Genomic DNA, 16,882 nt, shown 5'->3' on the forward strand with positions numbered 1-16,882 from the left:
GAACATGAGTAACTATCCTTGGACTACTAGAATAAACACCATACAGCATGTTTTTATTTTTCTACTGGGCGCTCTTGCTGTAGGAATTGCGGCTACCTATCAGCCGGTGGTCAGTATTGCGGCGGTATGTTTACTGCTCTTGCTGGCTGTTTCTATCCATCATCCGGAGCGCATCAGCTATGCTGTTTTGCTAAGTACAGCAGTCTCAGTCGATTCTTTGTATCAGGGCGGCGTGTTCGGTATTGAGATTTTGTCATTGTACAAATTGGGCATTTTGGCTCTGTTGGTGCCGTGCATGCTCGTGTATGGCATACGTCTCAAGTTCAGCTATCCGGTCTGGGCATTGGTGATCATGCTGGGAATCACATTTGGATTTTCAGCATGGATGCCTTTGTTAACGACCTCGATTGCCGTCAAGGCGTTCGTCGGTTTATCACTCCCTTTCTTTTTTTTACTGATCCAGTGGAAAAAGGATGTGGCAGAAAAGCATATCCGACTGATCAGTCTGTTGCCCATTATTAGTGTGGTCATTGGGCTGGGTTTGCAGGTTCTAGGGCTGCATTCGTTTACGGATGTGGAATTTACGGGCGCAGTCAGAGTACAAGGAGCGAATATACCGCCGCATCTGGCAATGCTCTCCTTTCTCGGAATTGCCGTCTCTCTAATTGAGGTCAAGCGCAAACCCAAGCAAGCCGCTTTTTATTACACAGTGTTGGCACTGAACTTTCTGATTCTGATCGCCACCGGTACACGTGGACCGATTCTGGCATTGTTATTACTGTTTGCTGTGTATCTGTTTGATATTGCCCGTCAGTACCTCAAGGGGAAAGTCAATTATTTGCTACCGCTGGCCGGATCGTTTTTGGTTGCTCTGGGGGCGGTGGCCCTGCAATGGAACAATTTAAAAAAACGCTCCTTCGAACGGGAGACCGATACAGGCATTGACCTATCGGGACGCTCGGAGGCATGGGAATATTTTTTGAACAGAGTACATGATTACCCTTGGTCAGGTAGAGGTCTTGGCGCGGTAACGGTTGCGAACGACGGGACGTTATTCAATGGTTTCGTTGTACCGCATAATGAGTATATTCGCTTTTATTTTGACACGGGATATATCGGTTGCGGGCTATTAATGCTTTCATTGCTGATCGTGTTCGCTCTCATTTACCGGTCGCTTGCCAAGTCTATCAAACCTTATTTTGCAAGCTTAATTGCAGGCTTTCTGATCTACTCGTTTTCAGATAATACGTTGTCGACGGTTCAGATGATTATTCCATTTTGCTGGTATTTAAACGCGTTATACCAGACATCTACTCAAACCGATTTTCGCAAAGAGAAGTGATACGATGAGCAGAGTGAACATGTTCGATGTCAACTTTGATAATTACGATTTTAATGATCTACTCGAATTTATAGATACTTCTATTGAACATCAGCGTCATTCCTACATTTTGACCTGTAATGTCGATCATGTGATCAAGCTTCGCAAGGATGATGAATTCCGCAAGGTGTATTCAGATGCCGGAGCTGTAGTGGCCGATGGGATGCCTATCATATGGGCGTCCAAGTTACTGAAAAAGCCCCTCAAACAAAAAGTGTCCGGGTCAGATTTGTTCACTCGGTTGGGGGAGGCTTTTGAGGATCGAGGCTATCGTTTATTTTTTCTGGGTGCAGCTGACGGTATTCCTGAGAAGGCTATGCTCAATCTCCAGGAATCTTATCCGAACATGAACGTGGTGGGCTGTTACTCTCCTTCTTATGGATTTGAGAAAAACGAAGAGGAGAACAGACACATTGTCCAATTGCTGCAAGAGGCTCGCCCGGACATCGTTTTTGTTGGTGTAGGCGCACCTAAACAGGAAAAATGGATTTACAGATATTATGAGACTTACCGCGCTCCGATTTCGATTGGGGTGGGAGCGACCTTTGATTTCCTGTCGGGAAATGTGAAGAGAGCACCGGAGCTGATGCAGAAGACGGGATTTGAATGGTTCTGGAGGTTGTCTCAGGAGCCTAAACGATTGTGGAAAAGATATTTGATTGAGGATTCCCAATTTCTCGTTCTGCTGTTTAAGGAGATGTTCAAGCGGAAGCGGATGAAGGGAGGTCAGGGGTGAGAAACATGAGTCGGTTGGCAGATCAGCAGATTTCCGTTTGGCTAGGAAATCGGCGTGGAATCGGCATGATCGGCATGGGGTTGCTGGCTTGTATGCTGCCACTCGCCATCGGATTTGCCAGCGCCAAGATGAATCCCACCATGAGCCAGCAGGGAGCCATATTGCTGGCGCTCGTTTTTCCGGCCTTCCTGCTGGCGATCTTGCAATCCCGGCTACTGATTCCTTACACGCTGGTAGTGTGGGCAGTAGGCCCGGAAATCCGCCGTATTGCGGATTGGATGGAAGGAACGTATCACTCGGTTTCCTTGTTGAGCGTGGCACCGCTGCTGGTAAGCAGTATGTTGATTATTCCTGTGTTGCGAGGCATTCATCAGGCGGAAAAACCATTGACCCGAATTGCTGTATTTTTCGGTATAGAATTGGCCTACGGAAGTGTAGTCGGGTTATTCAAAAATGGTATTGTTTTTGCTTATGATTTAGCCAATTATTTGGTTCCTTTGATCCTGTTGCCTTATCTTGCGATTAAGCCCATGAAGGCGAAGGAGCTGGACCGACTGCTGTATTCATATGCCAACATTGCTGTTCTTGTGGCAATTTACGGCATTATCCAGTACTTGACGGTGCCTCCGTGGGATGCATTTTGGATGAATCATGTAGAAATGAATTCCATTGGTGTTCCAGAACCACTTCAAATCAGAGTATTTTCTTCCATGAACTCGCCCGGTCCCTGCGCTATTTTCCTGGCAATGGCACTTGTACCCATGCTAATGGAAAAACGGTGGCGAGGTACGTTGGGATGGATCGGAATTTTGCTGACGGTCGTTTGTCTATTGATCACGCTGGTACGTTCAGCCTGGCTGATTGCATTCGTTATGTTGCTGGCTTACATTCTCAGTTCATCTTCCAAGGGAAAGTGGAAGACCTTGTTTCAACTAGCTGTCGTCGGTCTTCTTCTCTACATTATTGTTCCAAAACTTCCAGGAGCAGAGGGTTTGGTGGCTCGCATGCAGACGCTGACGGATATTCAACAGGATCATTCGTACAACGAACGTTTGGATTTACTGCATACGATGCTTCCGGCGATTACTAGCAATCCGGTCGGGCAGGGGATCGGGAGTGTAGGAATTGGAACCAAGCTTGATAACGGCGGCGATCTCGGCGAACTTGGGATTATGGATAATGGATATATTGCCATTTTCCTCACCTTCGGTATTTTCGGAGCATTCTTTTTCTTCGGCGGTCTGTTCGTTATCATCAAGCGCCTTCTTGTCCGTATTGCCGAACGAGATTCCAGTCAGCCTTATATTAGACTGGCGTTGGCTACGTGGGCCGGAGCTGTAGCCAGTCTCATATCGGATAATGGTTTCCCGGGTATGCGCGGCTATCTGATCTGGATGATGATCGGAATAGGACTATGGGCAAAAGATGTCATCGCGGAAAGAAGGTAAAGGCTGTGCAAAACTTACAAGCATTATCCGCACCTGTCCGGACACTATGGTCCACGGTGATTCGGTTTGCCAAAAGCAAGGATAACAGCTCTGCAGCGGTAAAAACGATGATATTCAGTATGCTGATTCTCGTCGTGAATATGTTGACTGGTGTGCTAACAGCACGGTTCCTGGGTCCTACTGGACGCGGGGAACAGACCGCGATGGTGAACTGGTCCCAATTTCTCGCCTTCTGCATGAGCTTCGGTGTCCCGTCTGCATTGATTTACAATGCCAAAAGGAAACCAGAGGAAACGGGCAAGCTGTATGGTTTGGCCTTGTTGCTGGCTACCATGTTCGGGGGCTTGGCGACACTCGTCGGAGTATTTCTAATTCCTTATTGGCTGCGCTCTTTTTCTTCATCGGTCATCCTTTTCGCGCAGTGTTCCATGATGATGTGTCCGCTCATAGCGATTTCACAGATCAATAATGCATTGCTTCAAGTTCGCTCGGAATATAAGCAGTACAATTTATTCCGGTATCTGGTACCGCTAAGTACGTTGCTGGGTCTGGCGATTCTGATCCTAACCGGAAATATGAATCCGTACACCTCGGCATTGGCTTATTTACTACCAGGCTTGCCGATTTATATCGGTGTCACGATACGAATGATTCGGCTGTACAAACCCAAGGTAAAGAACAGCTGGACGCAATTTAAAAATCTCTTTACCTACGGTATGGGTTCATACGGAAATGATCTCATGGGGCAGGTTTCCACTTATATTGATCAGATTTTGATTGCGGGTCTGCTCAGACCCGCTGATCTCGGTTTATATGCAGTAGCGGTCAGCTTGGCCAGGATGGTGAATGTATTTTCTACCTCGATCATTGTCGTGCTGTTTCCCAAAGCCTCTGGTCTGAATAAGGAAGAGGCGGTGGACATAACATTTCGGGCATTTCGAGTGACATCAACAGCAACCTTTCTGGCTGCGATGATGCTGATGCTGATTGCTCCGTTCGTATTTACATTGTTATATGGTCAAGAGTTTAAACAAGCGCTTACGGTATTCCGGTTCCTTGTGCTTGAGGTTGCTATCAGTGGAGGGACCATGGTGCTGGCACAACAATTTATGGCGTTGGGTAAGCCCAAACTGGTTACCATTCTACAGGGTGTCGGATTGGCGCTCGTCATTCCATTGCTGTCCATACTCGTGCCGAGATATGGATTGACGGGTGCAGGGATAGCAATGCTGTCTTCGGGGATTCTACGGTTCATTTTCATTTTATGTAATGTTAAATTCGTTCTAAAAATGAAGATTCCAAGACTGCTTATTTCCAAACAAGATTTTCAATGGCTCCGATCAACGATGTCACACTACATCCGGAAAAAGCCAGTTAACGGTTAGATAAAGAAGGAGGCACCCGCTAATGAACCACATGTCTAGCGTTCCCGCGGACAACCGGATATCCGTAGTTATTATCGCTCAGGATGATGGCACTCGAATCACAGCCGCCATTAAATCCTGCAAGCCCTTTGCGGACGATATCGTCGTCATTGACGGAGGGAGCAAGGACAATACGATTCAGGTAGCTGAATCCTTGGGCTGTCGGGTGTTTTCTAACCCGTGGCCCGGTTATGCCAAGCAGCGCATGTTTGGTGTTGAAAAAGCGGAATTTGATTGGATATTCCTGATTGATACGGACGAAGTAGTGGATGCAGAGTTGCTTGGAGATTTGTTGAAAGTAAAAGAAACGCTCCACGATCCGGCCAAAGCATATTCCGTATTTCGGATTGGTGATTTTCTCGGCAAATGGATGAATAAAGGCGAATATCTGGTTCGTTTGTACAATCGTCGTATTTATGGCATTACGAATAGTCTTGTTCATGAAATGCCGGATGTAGCCTCTTCCCAGATTGTCAATCTGGAGGGTGTGTTATGGCACTACGGCTTCCGCAGCATCAGTGATCATATGACCCGTTTTAATAAATATACAGATCTGGAAGCAGAGACGGCGTTTAACAAAGGAAGATCCTTTCGGATGACCAGACTGTTGTGGCGGCCTCCTGCCCGCTTTGTGCAGAAGTATTTTGTCCAAGGCTTATACCGCAAGGGATTGGCGGGTTTTGCCGTAGCCGTTTTCTGGGTGATGTATGAGTTTCTCGTCTGCTTCAAGCATTATGAGCTAACCAAGCGGCGAAAAAAGATAGAAATCGTGGATGACGGACATACCGAGCAGAAAGGAGAAACCAGCTATGTCGTACAATAACGGATTTCGTATTGCGGCAACGGGGTTGAGCTGGCCGTCTTTGCAGCCAGGAGGCCTCAACACATATTTCCAATCGATCTGTGAGCAGCTTACGTTAGAGCGCAATACGTTGGATGCTCTAATCTGTAGTGACGAGCAGCCGCAAGCGCCCGACCGTATTCGGATTCATACGATTGGCAGCAAGCAGCAATCCATCTGGAAGCGCCGGGAGCTAATGCAAAAATATGCAGCAGAGTTGTTCGACAAGCAACCAATGGATATATTGTATTCCCATTTTGCTCCCTATAGTGTCGGGCCAGCGCTGGAGGCGAAAAAAAGAGGAATCCCGGTAGTTACCACTTTTCACGGACCGTGGACGGAGGAAATGAAGATTGAAGGACAGGGTATCAAGCATTTTCTAAAAACGACGTTGGCTAAATCCATTGAAATGAAGGCCTACGGTCTGTCGGATAAATTTATAGTGCTAAGCGAGACTTTTCGGGATATTTTGCATGAGCACTATAAGGTTCCACTCAGCAAAATTCACATTATTCCCGGAGCGGCGAATGTAGAAAGGTTCCACCCAGCAGAGGATCGGGGAGCAGTACGAGAGCGCCTGAATTTGCCGCAAAACGCGACGATTGTGCTAACCGTTCGTCGTCTTGTTAATCGAATGGGACTGCTACAGCTACTCGAAGCATGGCGACGAGTAACCGAGCGTCATCCTGATCATCTGCTGCTGATTGGAGGGAAGGGCCCCTTGATGGAGGAATTGGCTTCCAAGGTAGCGGAATACAATCTTCATAACCATGTAAGGTTGCTCGGTTATGTGTCGGATGAGGAGCTTCCACTGTACCATCAAGCATCGAATTTGTTCGTCGTACCTACACAGGCGCTGGAAGGTTTCGGTCTGATCACGGTGGAGGCAATGGCTTCGGGACTGCCAGTGCTGGCCACTCCTGTGGGCGGTAGCAAGGAAATTTTAAGAGGATTCCGTCCCGAGCTATTGTTCCAGGGAACGGACAGTGAAGCCATTGCTGAAGGATTGCTGCGTGTGCTGGATCATCGTGAACTTCTACCGAATGCAAGGGAATGCCGGGACCATGTCCTGAGCAGATATACATGGGGACATGTAGCGGAGCAGGTGGAAGAGGTGTTCCGACAGGTCCTTGACAGAAAGGCGGCGGCAAAATGATGAGAGTAGCTTATATTGACCATACGGCAAGATGGAGCGGCGGCGAAGTCGCTTTGTATAACATACTGACGAATATCGGGGAACATATCGACCCGCTCGTTATTTTGGCAGAGGAGGGCGATTTGGCAGATCGGCTTCGGCAGCGTGATATTGATGTGCGCATCGTTCCATTGGACGATTCGATTCGCAATCGGGGACGGAACGCCGTGAATCTAGGTGCGCCTGCAGCAGCTTTTCGTTTGCTGGCATACGGTAGAAAACTTGCGCCCTTGCTGCGTGAGGAAAAGGTCGTGTGCGTTCACACGAACTCGCTCAAGTCTGCACTGTATGGTACAGTAGCTGCCAAATCGGCGAAGCTGCCCTTGATCTGGCATATCCGTGATCACATCGGTCCGCCGTATCTGAAGCCGATTGTAGCCAAAGGGATTCGGCTGATGTCCCGCTTTTTGCCCAACGGAGTGATTGCCAATTCCAAGTCCACGCTGAGTGCATTGGAGTTACCCCCGGACAAAAAGACGCTCGTCGTTTATTCCGCTTTTGCCAAAGCAATTACAGCACGTGACACGGCTGCGCATTCACGTGGTGATGACTCGTTTAACGTCGTATTGGTCGGCAGATTGGCGGAATGGAAGGGACAACATATTTTACTGGAAGCGGCACGTTCCTTTTTACCAGATCAGCGCGTGAAATTCTGGCTGGCTGGAGATGCATTGTTCGGAGAAGAGGAATACAAGCAACGATTAGAGTCCACGATGCGCGAATACGGGTTGGCTAATGTCAATCTGCTGGGGCACGTCGATGACATTCAAGGCCTGATGCAGCGTTGTGATTTACTGATTCATACCTCTATTACACCAGAACCATTCGGTCAGGTCATTATTGAAGGCATGGCTGCTGGTCTCCCAGTGATTGCTTCCAATGAGGGTGGACCCAAGGAAACGGTGGTACCCCATGAAACCGGGCTACTTATTGAACCGGGTGACCCGGCTAAGCTGGAAGAAGCCATCCGCTGGATGTTGGAGCATCCACAGGAACGTCAGCAGATGGGTGAGAGAGGGATGGAACGGGTCAAGAAGCATTTTGTCATCGAGAACACAGTTAAGGATATAGTTCATTACTATAAGGGTTTGTTGGCAGGAGTCTGACCGACATTCGCGTTAAAGGATGATTTAGATGAAAATAGCGATAGCACACGATTACTTAATCCAAATGGGCGGAGCGGAAAGGGTAGTAGAGGTATTCCACGATATGTATCCGGAGGCTCCTATCTTCACAACGGTGTTCAGCGACGACCGCCTGTCGCGTAACTTGAAAGATGCGGATATTAGAGCCACTTGGCTACAAAAAGTCCCAGGAGTGAAGGCCAACTTCAAAGGAGTGCTGCCGCTATATCCCATCGCTATCCGTGATTTTGATTTTAGGGATTTCGATATTGTTTTAAGCTCCAGCAGTGCATTTATGAAAAGCATCCAGGTACCCAAACATACGTTTCACATTTGTTATTGTCACACACCGATGCGGTTTGCCTGGGATTACGATACATATATGGCCCGGCAGTCCAAATCCAACCTGCTCAAAAACATGCTAAAGCTGTACATGAACCGGTTGAAAACATGGGATGCCAAAACTTCGCGCAACGTAGACCAGTTTGTCGCCAACTCTTCGGTTGTTAAAAGAAGAATTTTGCACTATTACCAAAGGGATTCGGATGTCATTTTCCCACCTATTAATACATCCCGTTTTAAACGCGCTACAAACATCGGTGACTATTACCTGATCGTATCCCGATTGGTGTCCTACAAGCGCATCGATCTCGCGATCGAAGCATTCAAACGTAACGGTCTCAAGCTGCGCATTGTGGGTGAAGGACCAGATCGTAAACGACTCGAAGGTATGGCTGCCCCGAACATTGAGTTCCTCGGCAGGCTTGAGGACGAAGAGGTTAACAAGCTGATGGCAGAATGCCGAGCGCTCGTTTTTCCGGGCGAAGAGGACTTCGGTATTACGCCTTTGGAGGCGAATGCGGCCGGACGGCCTGTTATCGCTTTTCAGGGTGGGGGAGCGCTGGATACGATTGTTCCTCATGTGAACGGCGTATTTTTCCGCAAGCATCAAGTAGAGGATGTGCTAGAGGCCGTCGCAAAGGTCGAGCAGCATGCATGGAATGTGGACGATATCATTACCCATGCCCGCAAATTTGATGAAGATAACTTCAAGGATCAACTGAAAAAGTATGTAGAACAAGCCTATGTGAACTTTCTAAAAGGAGGATGAACGGAATGAAGCTGGCTGTAATTGGTACTGGATACGTTGGGCTCGTCTCGGGTGTATGTTTTGCGCAAAAAGGTAATGAGGTGATTTGTGTCGATCTGGAGCAGTACAAAATCGACATGTTGAACCGGGCAGAATCTCCGATTTATGAACCGGGTATTGAGGAATTGATCGCGCTGAATCTGGAAGCAGGTCGATTGGAGTTTACTTCGGATTTGGCTGATGCGGTACGCCGCTCGGATATCGTCATTTTGGCGGTAGGTACGCCTTCTCTGGCTAACGGCGAGGCGAACTTGTCCTACATTGAACAGGCGGCTGCTGATGTTGGGAAAGCCATGAACGGGTATAAGATTATTATGACCAAGAGTACTGTACCTGTCGGAACGAACGAAAAGATTAAGGACGTATTGGCTCGTCACACGAGTTTGTCTTTCGATATCGTATCTGCGCCGGAGTTTCTGAGAGAAGGCTCAGCCATCAATGATACGCTTCATCCGGATCGCATCATTATTGGTTTGGACAATACTGGATTGCGTGAAACAATGGTCACTCTGCATCAGGTGTTCACGGATAAAATCTATGTGACGGATATCCGTAGTGCTGAAATGATCAAATACGCGTCCAATGCGTTCCTGGCAACTAAAATTTCGTTTATTAACGAAATCGCTAATATTTGCGAAAAGGTTGGCGCCGATGTAACCTGTGTGGCTGATGGCATGGGTATGGACAAACGGATCGGCTCCTCTTTCCTACAAGCAGGGATCGGGTATGGTGGCTCTTGCTTTCCAAAAGACACAAATGCGCTTATCCAAATTGCGGGTAATGTAGACTATGAATTTAAGTTGTTGAAATCGGTGGTCGAGGTGAATACCGACCAGCGCTTTATGATTGTATCCAAGCTGCGTGAATCGCTGGGTCAACTGAACGGTGTGTCGATTGGCATTTGGGGCCTCGCCTTCAAGCCAAATACAGACGACATCCGCGAAGCTCCAGCACTGGAAATCGTAGAAACACTCATTCAGGCAGGCGCAATTGTCAAACTGTATGATCCCATTGCGATGGATAAATTCAAGGAGCACGTGGATCACCCGAATATTGTGTGGTGCTCATCCCCACAGCAAGCCGCCGAAGGTAGCGACGCTGTGTGCCTGTTGACCGATTGGGAAGAGTTCAAAAAGGTCGATCTCGTACAACTGGCCTCCCTTCTGCGCAAACCGGTTCTAATTGACGGTCGTAACGTATTCGCCGAGGAACAGATTCAAGGCTCCGGGCTGGAATACTATTCCGTGGGGCGTCCGCGGATGAGTGGGTGGAACAGAGATAAAGTGGAAGCTTAAAAGTGACAGATTAAAAAGTGACTGTGGGCGGTGGGGAGACGCTACGCGTTCCATTTGATCTTCCGATCGCTGTTGCAGTGGGATTCTCTGGATTATATAAAACATTCCAAGGTAAGAATCCCACTGCAAAGGCGAACGCTAGCGCTTCTTCAGATTCAAATGGACCGCTTCGCTGCTTTTATCGCACAGAGTCACGATTTTTAATCTCCCACCTTATGGGGTGGGAGTAGGAAGGGCGTATCGGAAGGAGCGGCGCGGTTGAGACCGCTCCTTCCGATCAAAGCGCCAGGCGCCTGCGCCTCGCACACGTCTTTACAGGCTGACCGGACTTAATAATGTCCGGTCGCGCCTTTTGCAATAAACGGTATGATCGGCATGATGCATTTTTGAGTAGCGCAGGGGTGGATTTGAATCTGGAGAAGCGATAGCTTTCGCCTTTGGACCGGGATTCAAACCTATATACGATTTTATATAATCGAATGAATCCCGGTCCAACAGCGATCGTAAGATCAAATCCAGCCCGTAGCGGACTACTCAACCCTGCCCCATCCGATCACCCATACATTATAGAGAGGAAGTGGAGAGTTATGAAGCTCGTACTTTTGTCTGGTGGTTCCGGTAAAAGATTATGGCCTTTGTCCAACGATTCCCGTTCCAAACAATTTTTGAAGGTACTGGAGAGCCCGGAGGGGACTTCGGAATCCATGGTACAGCGGGTATGGAGACAATTGGGAGACAACGGATTATCAGAATCCTCGTTTATTGCGACAGGGAGAGCACAGGTCGAAATGATCCAGAGTCAGGTTGGGCCGAATACGCGTATCATTGTTGAGCCAGAACGCAGAGACACCTTTCCTGCGATTGCGCTGACAGCGACTTATTTATATTCCATTGCAGGTGTTTCACCTGATGAAATTGTAGTTATATTGCCTGTAGATCCTTATGTTGAGGATGCTTTCTTCGCCTCCGTAGCCCAACTGGAACATACGCTTCAGGAGAGTGAAGGCAAGCTTGCATTAATCGGGGTTGTCCCTTCCTATCCTTCAGAGAAATATGGTTACATTATTCCGAAAAACGATGCCACCCAAGGTAGCACTGGCTACCGCGAAGTGAGCCATTTTCAAGAGAAACCCGACCGGGAGCAGGCGGAGCGTCTGATTGAACGCAATGCTCTATGGAACTGCGGGGTTTTTGCGTTCAAATTAAGTTATTTGCTGGATATCTTGGCATCCAAGGGATTGCCGCTGAATTATGAAGAAATGCAAAAGCAATACGCATCTCTGGAAAAAATCAGTTTTGACTATGAAGTAGTCGAGAAGGAAAAGGACATTGTAGTTCTTCCGTATGATGGTTTTTGGAAGGATTTAGGTACTTGGAATACGCTCACAGAAGAAATGTCTAATCAACAAGTGGGCAGAGGTGTAGTAACGGAGGATTGCGTCAATACGAGTCTTATTAACGAGTTGGACATTCCTGTGGCGATCATTGGAACGAATGATCTGATTGTAGCCGCTAGCCCGGATGGCATTCTTGTGACCAATAAGGCAGAAAGTCCTCGTATTAAAGAAGTGCTCAAGGCTCATGATCAGCGTCCAATGTATGAAGAACGTCGTTGGGGGCAGTATCGGGTTGTGGATTATGTCAAATATGACGAGGGTAACGAGGTATTGACCAAACGAATCCGCGTACGAAAAGGCAAAAATATCAGCTACCAGCTTCATTTCAAACGGAGTGAAATCTGGACCATTATTAGCGGTGAAGCGGAAATTATTTTGAATGAGAAGCTACACAAAGTAAAGGCTGGTGATGTAGTCCGCATTCCTGAAGGGACGAAGCATAGCATTTTGGCTGTGACCGATGTGGATTTTATTGAGGTGCAGACTGGCTCTGAATTGGTTGAAGAGGATATTGTCCGCTTTTGTATGGATTGGAATGAAATTTCCCGTCACCAATTTATCTCATAATTATTTTCGTAAAAACGAAAAAAAGACAAATTCATGAAAATTCATGGCCCAAACTGTCGAATTTGGGCGAAAACCTGTAAATTCATGAACATGACCTATTAAATTTTGGTAAAATAAAGTCGATACTTAGGGTAAGAAGGAATCCAAACTCCTTCCAACGATAAACGCAGCCCTGTCGAAAGGCAGGTACGCAAAGCTAAAGGGCCTTCCACAAGGATGGCAGCCTGGCTACCGAAAGGAAGAGCGAAAGTGAGATTCAATTTTATTCCTCTGTATCGACTGATACGTCATGTACTCCCCGTTGTTATACTTTTTTCATTGTTGCCCGTCGGTTTTGGTGATTCTCTGTCTGTGGCGAATGCCGCTTCATTACAACCTGTTAATTCGGACGCTTCTATTCAGGCCCGTGAACTATACAATTATTTACTCAACATCTCAGGGAAAAAAATAGTCACCGGTCAGCATGATTATTTGGAAAGTCCGGATGAATTAAGTAACAAGGTCCAAAAAATCAGTCAGGCATATGTAGGTGTACACGGCTATGAGATGGGAGCTATCTCTGGTCAATCTGACGCTACAGAAGCAGCGCAACGTAAAAATGTCGTCGATAGTGCTATCCGTTGGGACAGATCCGGTGGTATTGTGACGATGACTTTTCATGAAGCGCTACCAGGTAGGCCACTGACTTGGGCCAATGTACAGGCGAAAGTAAGTCAGACAGAGTTCAACAAATACGTGACCCCAGGTACTACGCAGTATAACCTCCTCATTGCCGATCTGGATAAGGTCGCTGTATCGTTAAAGCAGCTTCGTGATGCAGGGGTTCCGGTTTTGTGGAGACCTTACCACGAGATGAATGGCGACTGGTTCTGGTGGGGAAACAAAAATAATTTCAATCAGCTATGGAATATCATGTACGACCGTTTTACCAACACACATCAATTGAACAATCTGCTGTGGGTATGGAGTCCGAATGCGCCCAATTCGTATACTGTCCCGTACACCCCGAAATACCCGGGGGATGACAGAGTGGACATCTTGGCAGTAGATATTTACAACAATGATTTTAAGCAAAGTCATTACGAAGGTCTGCTTGGGCTGGCACGGAATAAGCCGATTGCCATTGGGGAGCACGGTGAGATGCCTAGTTCTGAGGTGCTGCAGGCTCAACCTAAATGGGTATATTCCATGACTTGGGGCAAGATGCTGACTGAGAATAACACAACAAATCAAATTCAGGATTATATGAATGATTCGAGGAGTTTGACGCGGGATGATGTGAAGAATGGATTGGAAACGATTCAACCACCTGGGACAGATATACCGACCTTACCGGACGAGGGACAAAGTGAGCCTATCCCGGCTCCGCCAGTAGTGATCGTTCCCCCAGCCCCGACTCCTCCTTCTGTTCCTGATGTGGTATATGTGAACGGGTTGCGTGGCGAATATTTTAACAATATGAATTTGAATGGAAGTCCTGTTTTGATCCGTACAGATAGCAAGCTGGACTACAACTGGCGTGCCAATGCCGCTGACCCTAAGGTGAATGCCGATCAGTTCTCGGTTCGCTGGACGGGTAAAATCAAACCGCAATATAGCGAGACCTATACGTTCACCACGATATCCGATGATGGTATCCGTGTATGGGTAGACGGCAAGTTGGTGATTGACAGCTGGTTCAAACAAAGCTGGACAGAGCGTAAAGGCAGTATGACTTTGGAAGCAGGCAAAATGGTAGATTTAAAAGTAGAATACTATGATGAAAAAGGCGACGCGATGGCACGTCTAATGTGGGAAAGTCAGCATGAAGCGAAAGCGGTGATTCCCGGAAACGCTTTGTTTCTTCCTTGATTAATACTCTTTCCCGGTCCAAAAATTTGAGGAGAGAGGGTCGATCATATGATAAAAAAGTGGTTATCCCATAGGTATACAGTAGTTTTATCTGGACTACTAGCGATCGTAGCTATAGCGATGATCGCTTGGTTTATATACACGCCTTCAAGAAGCGCAGAATTGCAGACGGATAAAGTAGCAGCTGCCAGTCCAGTATGGAAGCTGGGGCAGAGGGATGACTCTTCAGCGGAATTCAAAGGTGTGGTCGGCAGGGATAATATCGACATTTCTACAGCAGCTGCCTCTACCGAATCATCTGCTAAAGGAGCAATGTCAGCGTTGTCGGTAGCAGAAGAGAGTACAACAGTTCCGGTATTGCTCAGCAGTGGAGATATTCCTCCCGGTTTGAATGCGTCCACGAACCCTGAACTGACACTCCAGTATAAGCTGAATCAGATTCCTCCCAATGGTATGATATTCCGTGTTCGGATTTTAGATGCGGGCAAAGCAGTCCCACAAATGGCTGTATTTTCAAATCAACAGCTGTCCGGTATTATTCAGATTGCCGGAGTATCCGGTACTGGGAGTGCTTATAATTTCAAAAACAACTACGAGCTGTATATACCCAAAGAGCAATTGCAAAGCGGTGTTAACGTACTCAAGCTAAAGACAGCGCGCTGCCTATACTGCTCCTCTGCAGAAGATAAAAATGTGTGGTGGACTTGGGATGACTTGAGCTTGGAGACGTTAGCTTCACCTGCGACCGAACCGGTACACGGTAAATATATACTGACCGGAACAAATGTGAACAATAAAGAATTTTATTATGATCAGGGTGCAGTTAAGCATTTACCATACGTTCTCAAATGGCTGGGAATTGCTTATAGTGGCAATGTCATGAGGGTCACCTGTGCCAGCAATGTGGGCAAGGCATGTACAGACGTGGATGATTACTATCAAACGTTAAAGCAGTATAATATGCAATCGTCTGCTTTGTATTTATATACAGGTGATATCAAGCTGCAAAAAGATGGTTCTCTGCCAGAAACGGCCAAGCAAAAGTTGCGCGATTATGTAAAAAAATACGGTTCTTATCTTCAATATTATGAAGTAGATAACGAACCTGGATTATTTAATCGCTCCAAGGCGGTAAATCTGGCTGTAGCTAAGTGGTTGAATACGGAAGGGAAGCAATTGGCACCGCATCTCAAAACGGTAGCGCCGGGTTGGGCCTACTGGCCGACGTACTCTACCAAGGCGTGCAAAAATCAAACCGGAGGTACGAAAAAATGCGGTGATCCGGATGGATGGGAGCGAGACCCGGCGCAGCGTAAACAGCTGGAGGAAGTCACCGACCTGACCAACGGACACGCCTACGGTGAATCGTATAATGAAGAGGGCGGGGGCAGCTTCATTCAAAATTTGAAAACCTTCGGCGGTTCGAGCGACGGACTGGCGAAGAAGATGCTGAACACGGAGTTCGGTACCAATGATACGCATCGAGATAATCCAGATTACGGGGCTAGTCAGCCACAAGCAGCCGCATTCGACCGGATTATGCGTTCACAAATTGGGTTTGCCGATATGTTTATCCAGCACGCTGCTTTTTATAAAGATTATACGCTGTTTAAAACAGGCTTCGATCTGCAAAGTCATAACCCGGCCAACACAGAAATTTATCCGTTCGGGCAGGGACAGGACACTCGTGTTAAGATCATGAGACGCTTGAGTCTAGCCTATGCCACGCATGGGAAACCTCTGACTTATACAGTGCTGAATCCAGAGGATACCAAGGATAAAATGGTGTATGTGCGTGCGGTGGATACGTCCAAGCTTAAACCGCTGGCAGGTAGCGGCGCTACTTCAAACAAATTGCTGGTAAATCTAGTGAATTTCGAATCCACCACGCAGACCGTTCGTGTACGGGTGACAATGCCGAATGCCGGTTTGTACACGGGTGAACGTTTTGGAGCGGGTTCCACTTACAGTCAGGCACAGCGTTCCATATCAGGGCTCAAGGCTTCTCCTGCCCTTGATTTTGAAGAAAAGCTGGGCCCTGGCGAAGCGGTACAATATATTTTGGAATTAAAAAGTACAGATCAGACCGCAGCTTCAGCTCCAACAGGGGTGAAGGCTGCCTCTGTTCAGGATGGGGCGGTAGAGATTAATTGGCTTCAGGCAGAAGGCGTATCTTCCTATGATGTGCTGCGTGCTGACGGAACCGACGGGGCCTATCAGGTGATTGCCTCGCAAGTAGCGGGAAGCACGTATACAGACCGCACGGTAAAAGCCGGAAGCCACTATGTCTACAAAGTCCGAGCGACCGGAGGTACTCAGGTTTCCCAAGCAGCCGAGGTCGCTTAATCAGATCGGAATGCATATAGGACCTTAGAGTTCGAATACCTAACATCATTTCGAAATAAAACAAAAAAGAACCTATCAGGAGAAAATAGGACCTGACAGGTTCTTTTTTGTTGGAAAATCGTTCTGA

The 16,882-nt window shown here is 47.4% G+C and carries 12 protein-coding genes and 1 riboswitch; all 12 genes read left to right on the forward strand.

Features of this window, described 5'->3' with window-relative positions:
• Positions 1-4: 4 nt before the first annotated feature.
• Complete coding sequence (locus ACYCS5_RS20950) at positions 5-1,342, forward strand: O-antigen ligase family protein (protein ID WP_165144645.1); 1,338 nt, start codon at positions 5-7, stop codon at positions 1,340-1,342.
• 4 nt (positions 1,343-1,346) lie between these two features.
• Positions 1,347-2,117, forward strand: coding sequence for a WecB/TagA/CpsF family glycosyltransferase (locus ACYCS5_RS20955; RefSeq protein ID WP_013309155.1), 771 nt, complete (start codon positions 1,347-1,349; stop codon positions 2,115-2,117).
• Positions 2,118-2,122: 5 nt separating this feature from the next.
• Complete coding sequence (locus tag ACYCS5_RS20960) at positions 2,123-3,565, forward strand: O-antigen ligase family protein (RefSeq protein WP_340884641.1); 1,443 nt, start codon at positions 2,123-2,125, stop codon at positions 3,563-3,565.
• Between the two features lie 5 nt (positions 3,566-3,570).
• Positions 3,571-4,950, forward strand: coding sequence for a lipopolysaccharide biosynthesis protein (locus ACYCS5_RS20965; protein ID WP_029516196.1), 1,380 nt, complete (start codon positions 3,571-3,573; stop codon positions 4,948-4,950).
• 22 nt (positions 4,951-4,972) lie between these two features.
• The gene (locus ACYCS5_RS20970) at positions 4,973-5,812 is read left to right on the forward strand and encodes a glycosyltransferase family 2 protein (protein ID WP_039269533.1); all 840 of its coding nucleotides are present in this window, start codon (positions 4,973-4,975) and stop codon (positions 5,810-5,812) included.
• Positions 5,799-6,986, forward strand: a complete 1,188-nt coding sequence (locus ACYCS5_RS20975; protein WP_029516197.1) for a glycosyltransferase family 4 protein — start codon at positions 5,799-5,801, stop codon at positions 6,984-6,986. The genes ACYCS5_RS20970 and ACYCS5_RS20975 overlap by 14 nt, the downstream gene beginning before the upstream one ends.
• On the forward strand, positions 6,983-8,131 hold the full coding sequence (locus tag ACYCS5_RS20980) for a glycosyltransferase family 4 protein (RefSeq protein ID WP_029516198.1): 1,149 nt from the start codon (positions 6,983-6,985) through the stop codon (positions 8,129-8,131). Before ACYCS5_RS20975 ends, ACYCS5_RS20980 begins: the two co-directional genes overlap by 4 nt.
• 28 nt (positions 8,132-8,159) lie before the next feature.
• Positions 8,160-9,260, forward strand: a complete 1,101-nt coding sequence (locus ACYCS5_RS20985) for a glycosyltransferase (RefSeq protein WP_029516199.1) — start codon at positions 8,160-8,162, stop codon at positions 9,258-9,260.
• Positions 9,261-9,265: 5 nt separating this feature from the next.
• Positions 9,266-10,594 carry a UDP-glucose dehydrogenase family protein gene (locus ACYCS5_RS20990; RefSeq protein ID WP_340884649.1) on the forward strand — a complete coding sequence of 443 codons (1,329 nt, stop codon included), beginning with the start codon at positions 9,266-9,268 and terminating at the stop codon, positions 10,592-10,594.
• A 587-nt stretch (positions 10,595-11,181) separates the two neighbouring features.
• On the forward strand, positions 11,182-12,558 hold the full coding sequence (locus ACYCS5_RS20995) for a sugar phosphate nucleotidyltransferase (RefSeq protein WP_459760078.1): 1,377 nt from the start codon (positions 11,182-11,184) through the stop codon (positions 12,556-12,558).
• Positions 12,559-12,713: 155 nt separating this feature from the next.
• Positions 12,714-12,794, forward strand: a riboswitch (cyclic di-GMP riboswitch).
• Between the two features lie 13 nt (positions 12,795-12,807).
• Positions 12,808-14,409: a glycosyl hydrolase gene (locus ACYCS5_RS21000; protein ID WP_029516202.1), complete on the forward strand. Its 1,602-nt coding sequence runs from the start codon at positions 12,808-12,810 to the stop codon at positions 14,407-14,409.
• A gap of 48 nt (positions 14,410-14,457) precedes the next feature.
• Complete coding sequence (locus ACYCS5_RS21005) at positions 14,458-16,755, forward strand: hypothetical protein (RefSeq protein ID WP_459760079.1); 2,298 nt, start codon at positions 14,458-14,460, stop codon at positions 16,753-16,755.
• The last annotated feature ends 127 nt before the right edge of the window (positions 16,756-16,882 follow it).

The sequence above is a fragment of the Paenibacillus sp. SEL3 genome (genome assembly GCF_054602585.1).

Excerpts from the sequence above, each read along its gene's own strand:
- ACYCS5_RS21005 (WP_459760079.1), top strand. The coding sequence starts at position 14,458 with ATGATAAAAAAGTGGTTATCCCATAGGTATACAGTAGTTTTATCTGGA.
- ACYCS5_RS20985 (WP_029516199.1), top strand. The coding sequence starts at position 8,160 with ATGAAAATAGCGATAGCACACGATTACTTAATCCAAATGGGCGGAGCG.
- ACYCS5_RS20980 (WP_029516198.1), top strand. The coding sequence starts at position 6,983 with ATGATGAGAGTAGCTTATATTGACCATACGGCAAGATGGAGCGGCGGC.
- ACYCS5_RS20975 (WP_029516197.1), top strand. The coding sequence starts at position 5,799 with ATGTCGTACAATAACGGATTTCGTATTGCGGCAACGGGGTTGAGCTGG.
- ACYCS5_RS20960 (WP_340884641.1), top strand. The coding sequence starts at position 2,123 with ATGAGTCGGTTGGCAGATCAGCAGATTTCCGTTTGGCTAGGAAATCGG.
- ACYCS5_RS20955 (WP_013309155.1), top strand. The coding sequence starts at position 1,347 with ATGAGCAGAGTGAACATGTTCGATGTCAACTTTGATAATTACGATTTT.
- ACYCS5_RS20970 (WP_039269533.1), top strand. The coding sequence starts at position 4,973 with ATGAACCACATGTCTAGCGTTCCCGCGGACAACCGGATATCCGTAGTT.
- ACYCS5_RS20995 (WP_459760078.1), top strand. The coding sequence starts at position 11,182 with ATGAAGCTCGTACTTTTGTCTGGTGGTTCCGGTAAAAGATTATGGCCT.
- ACYCS5_RS20990 (WP_340884649.1), top strand. The coding sequence starts at position 9,266 with ATGAAGCTGGCTGTAATTGGTACTGGATACGTTGGGCTCGTCTCGGGT.
- ACYCS5_RS20950 (WP_165144645.1), top strand. The coding sequence starts at position 5 with ATGAGTAACTATCCTTGGACTACTAGAATAAACACCATACAGCATGTT.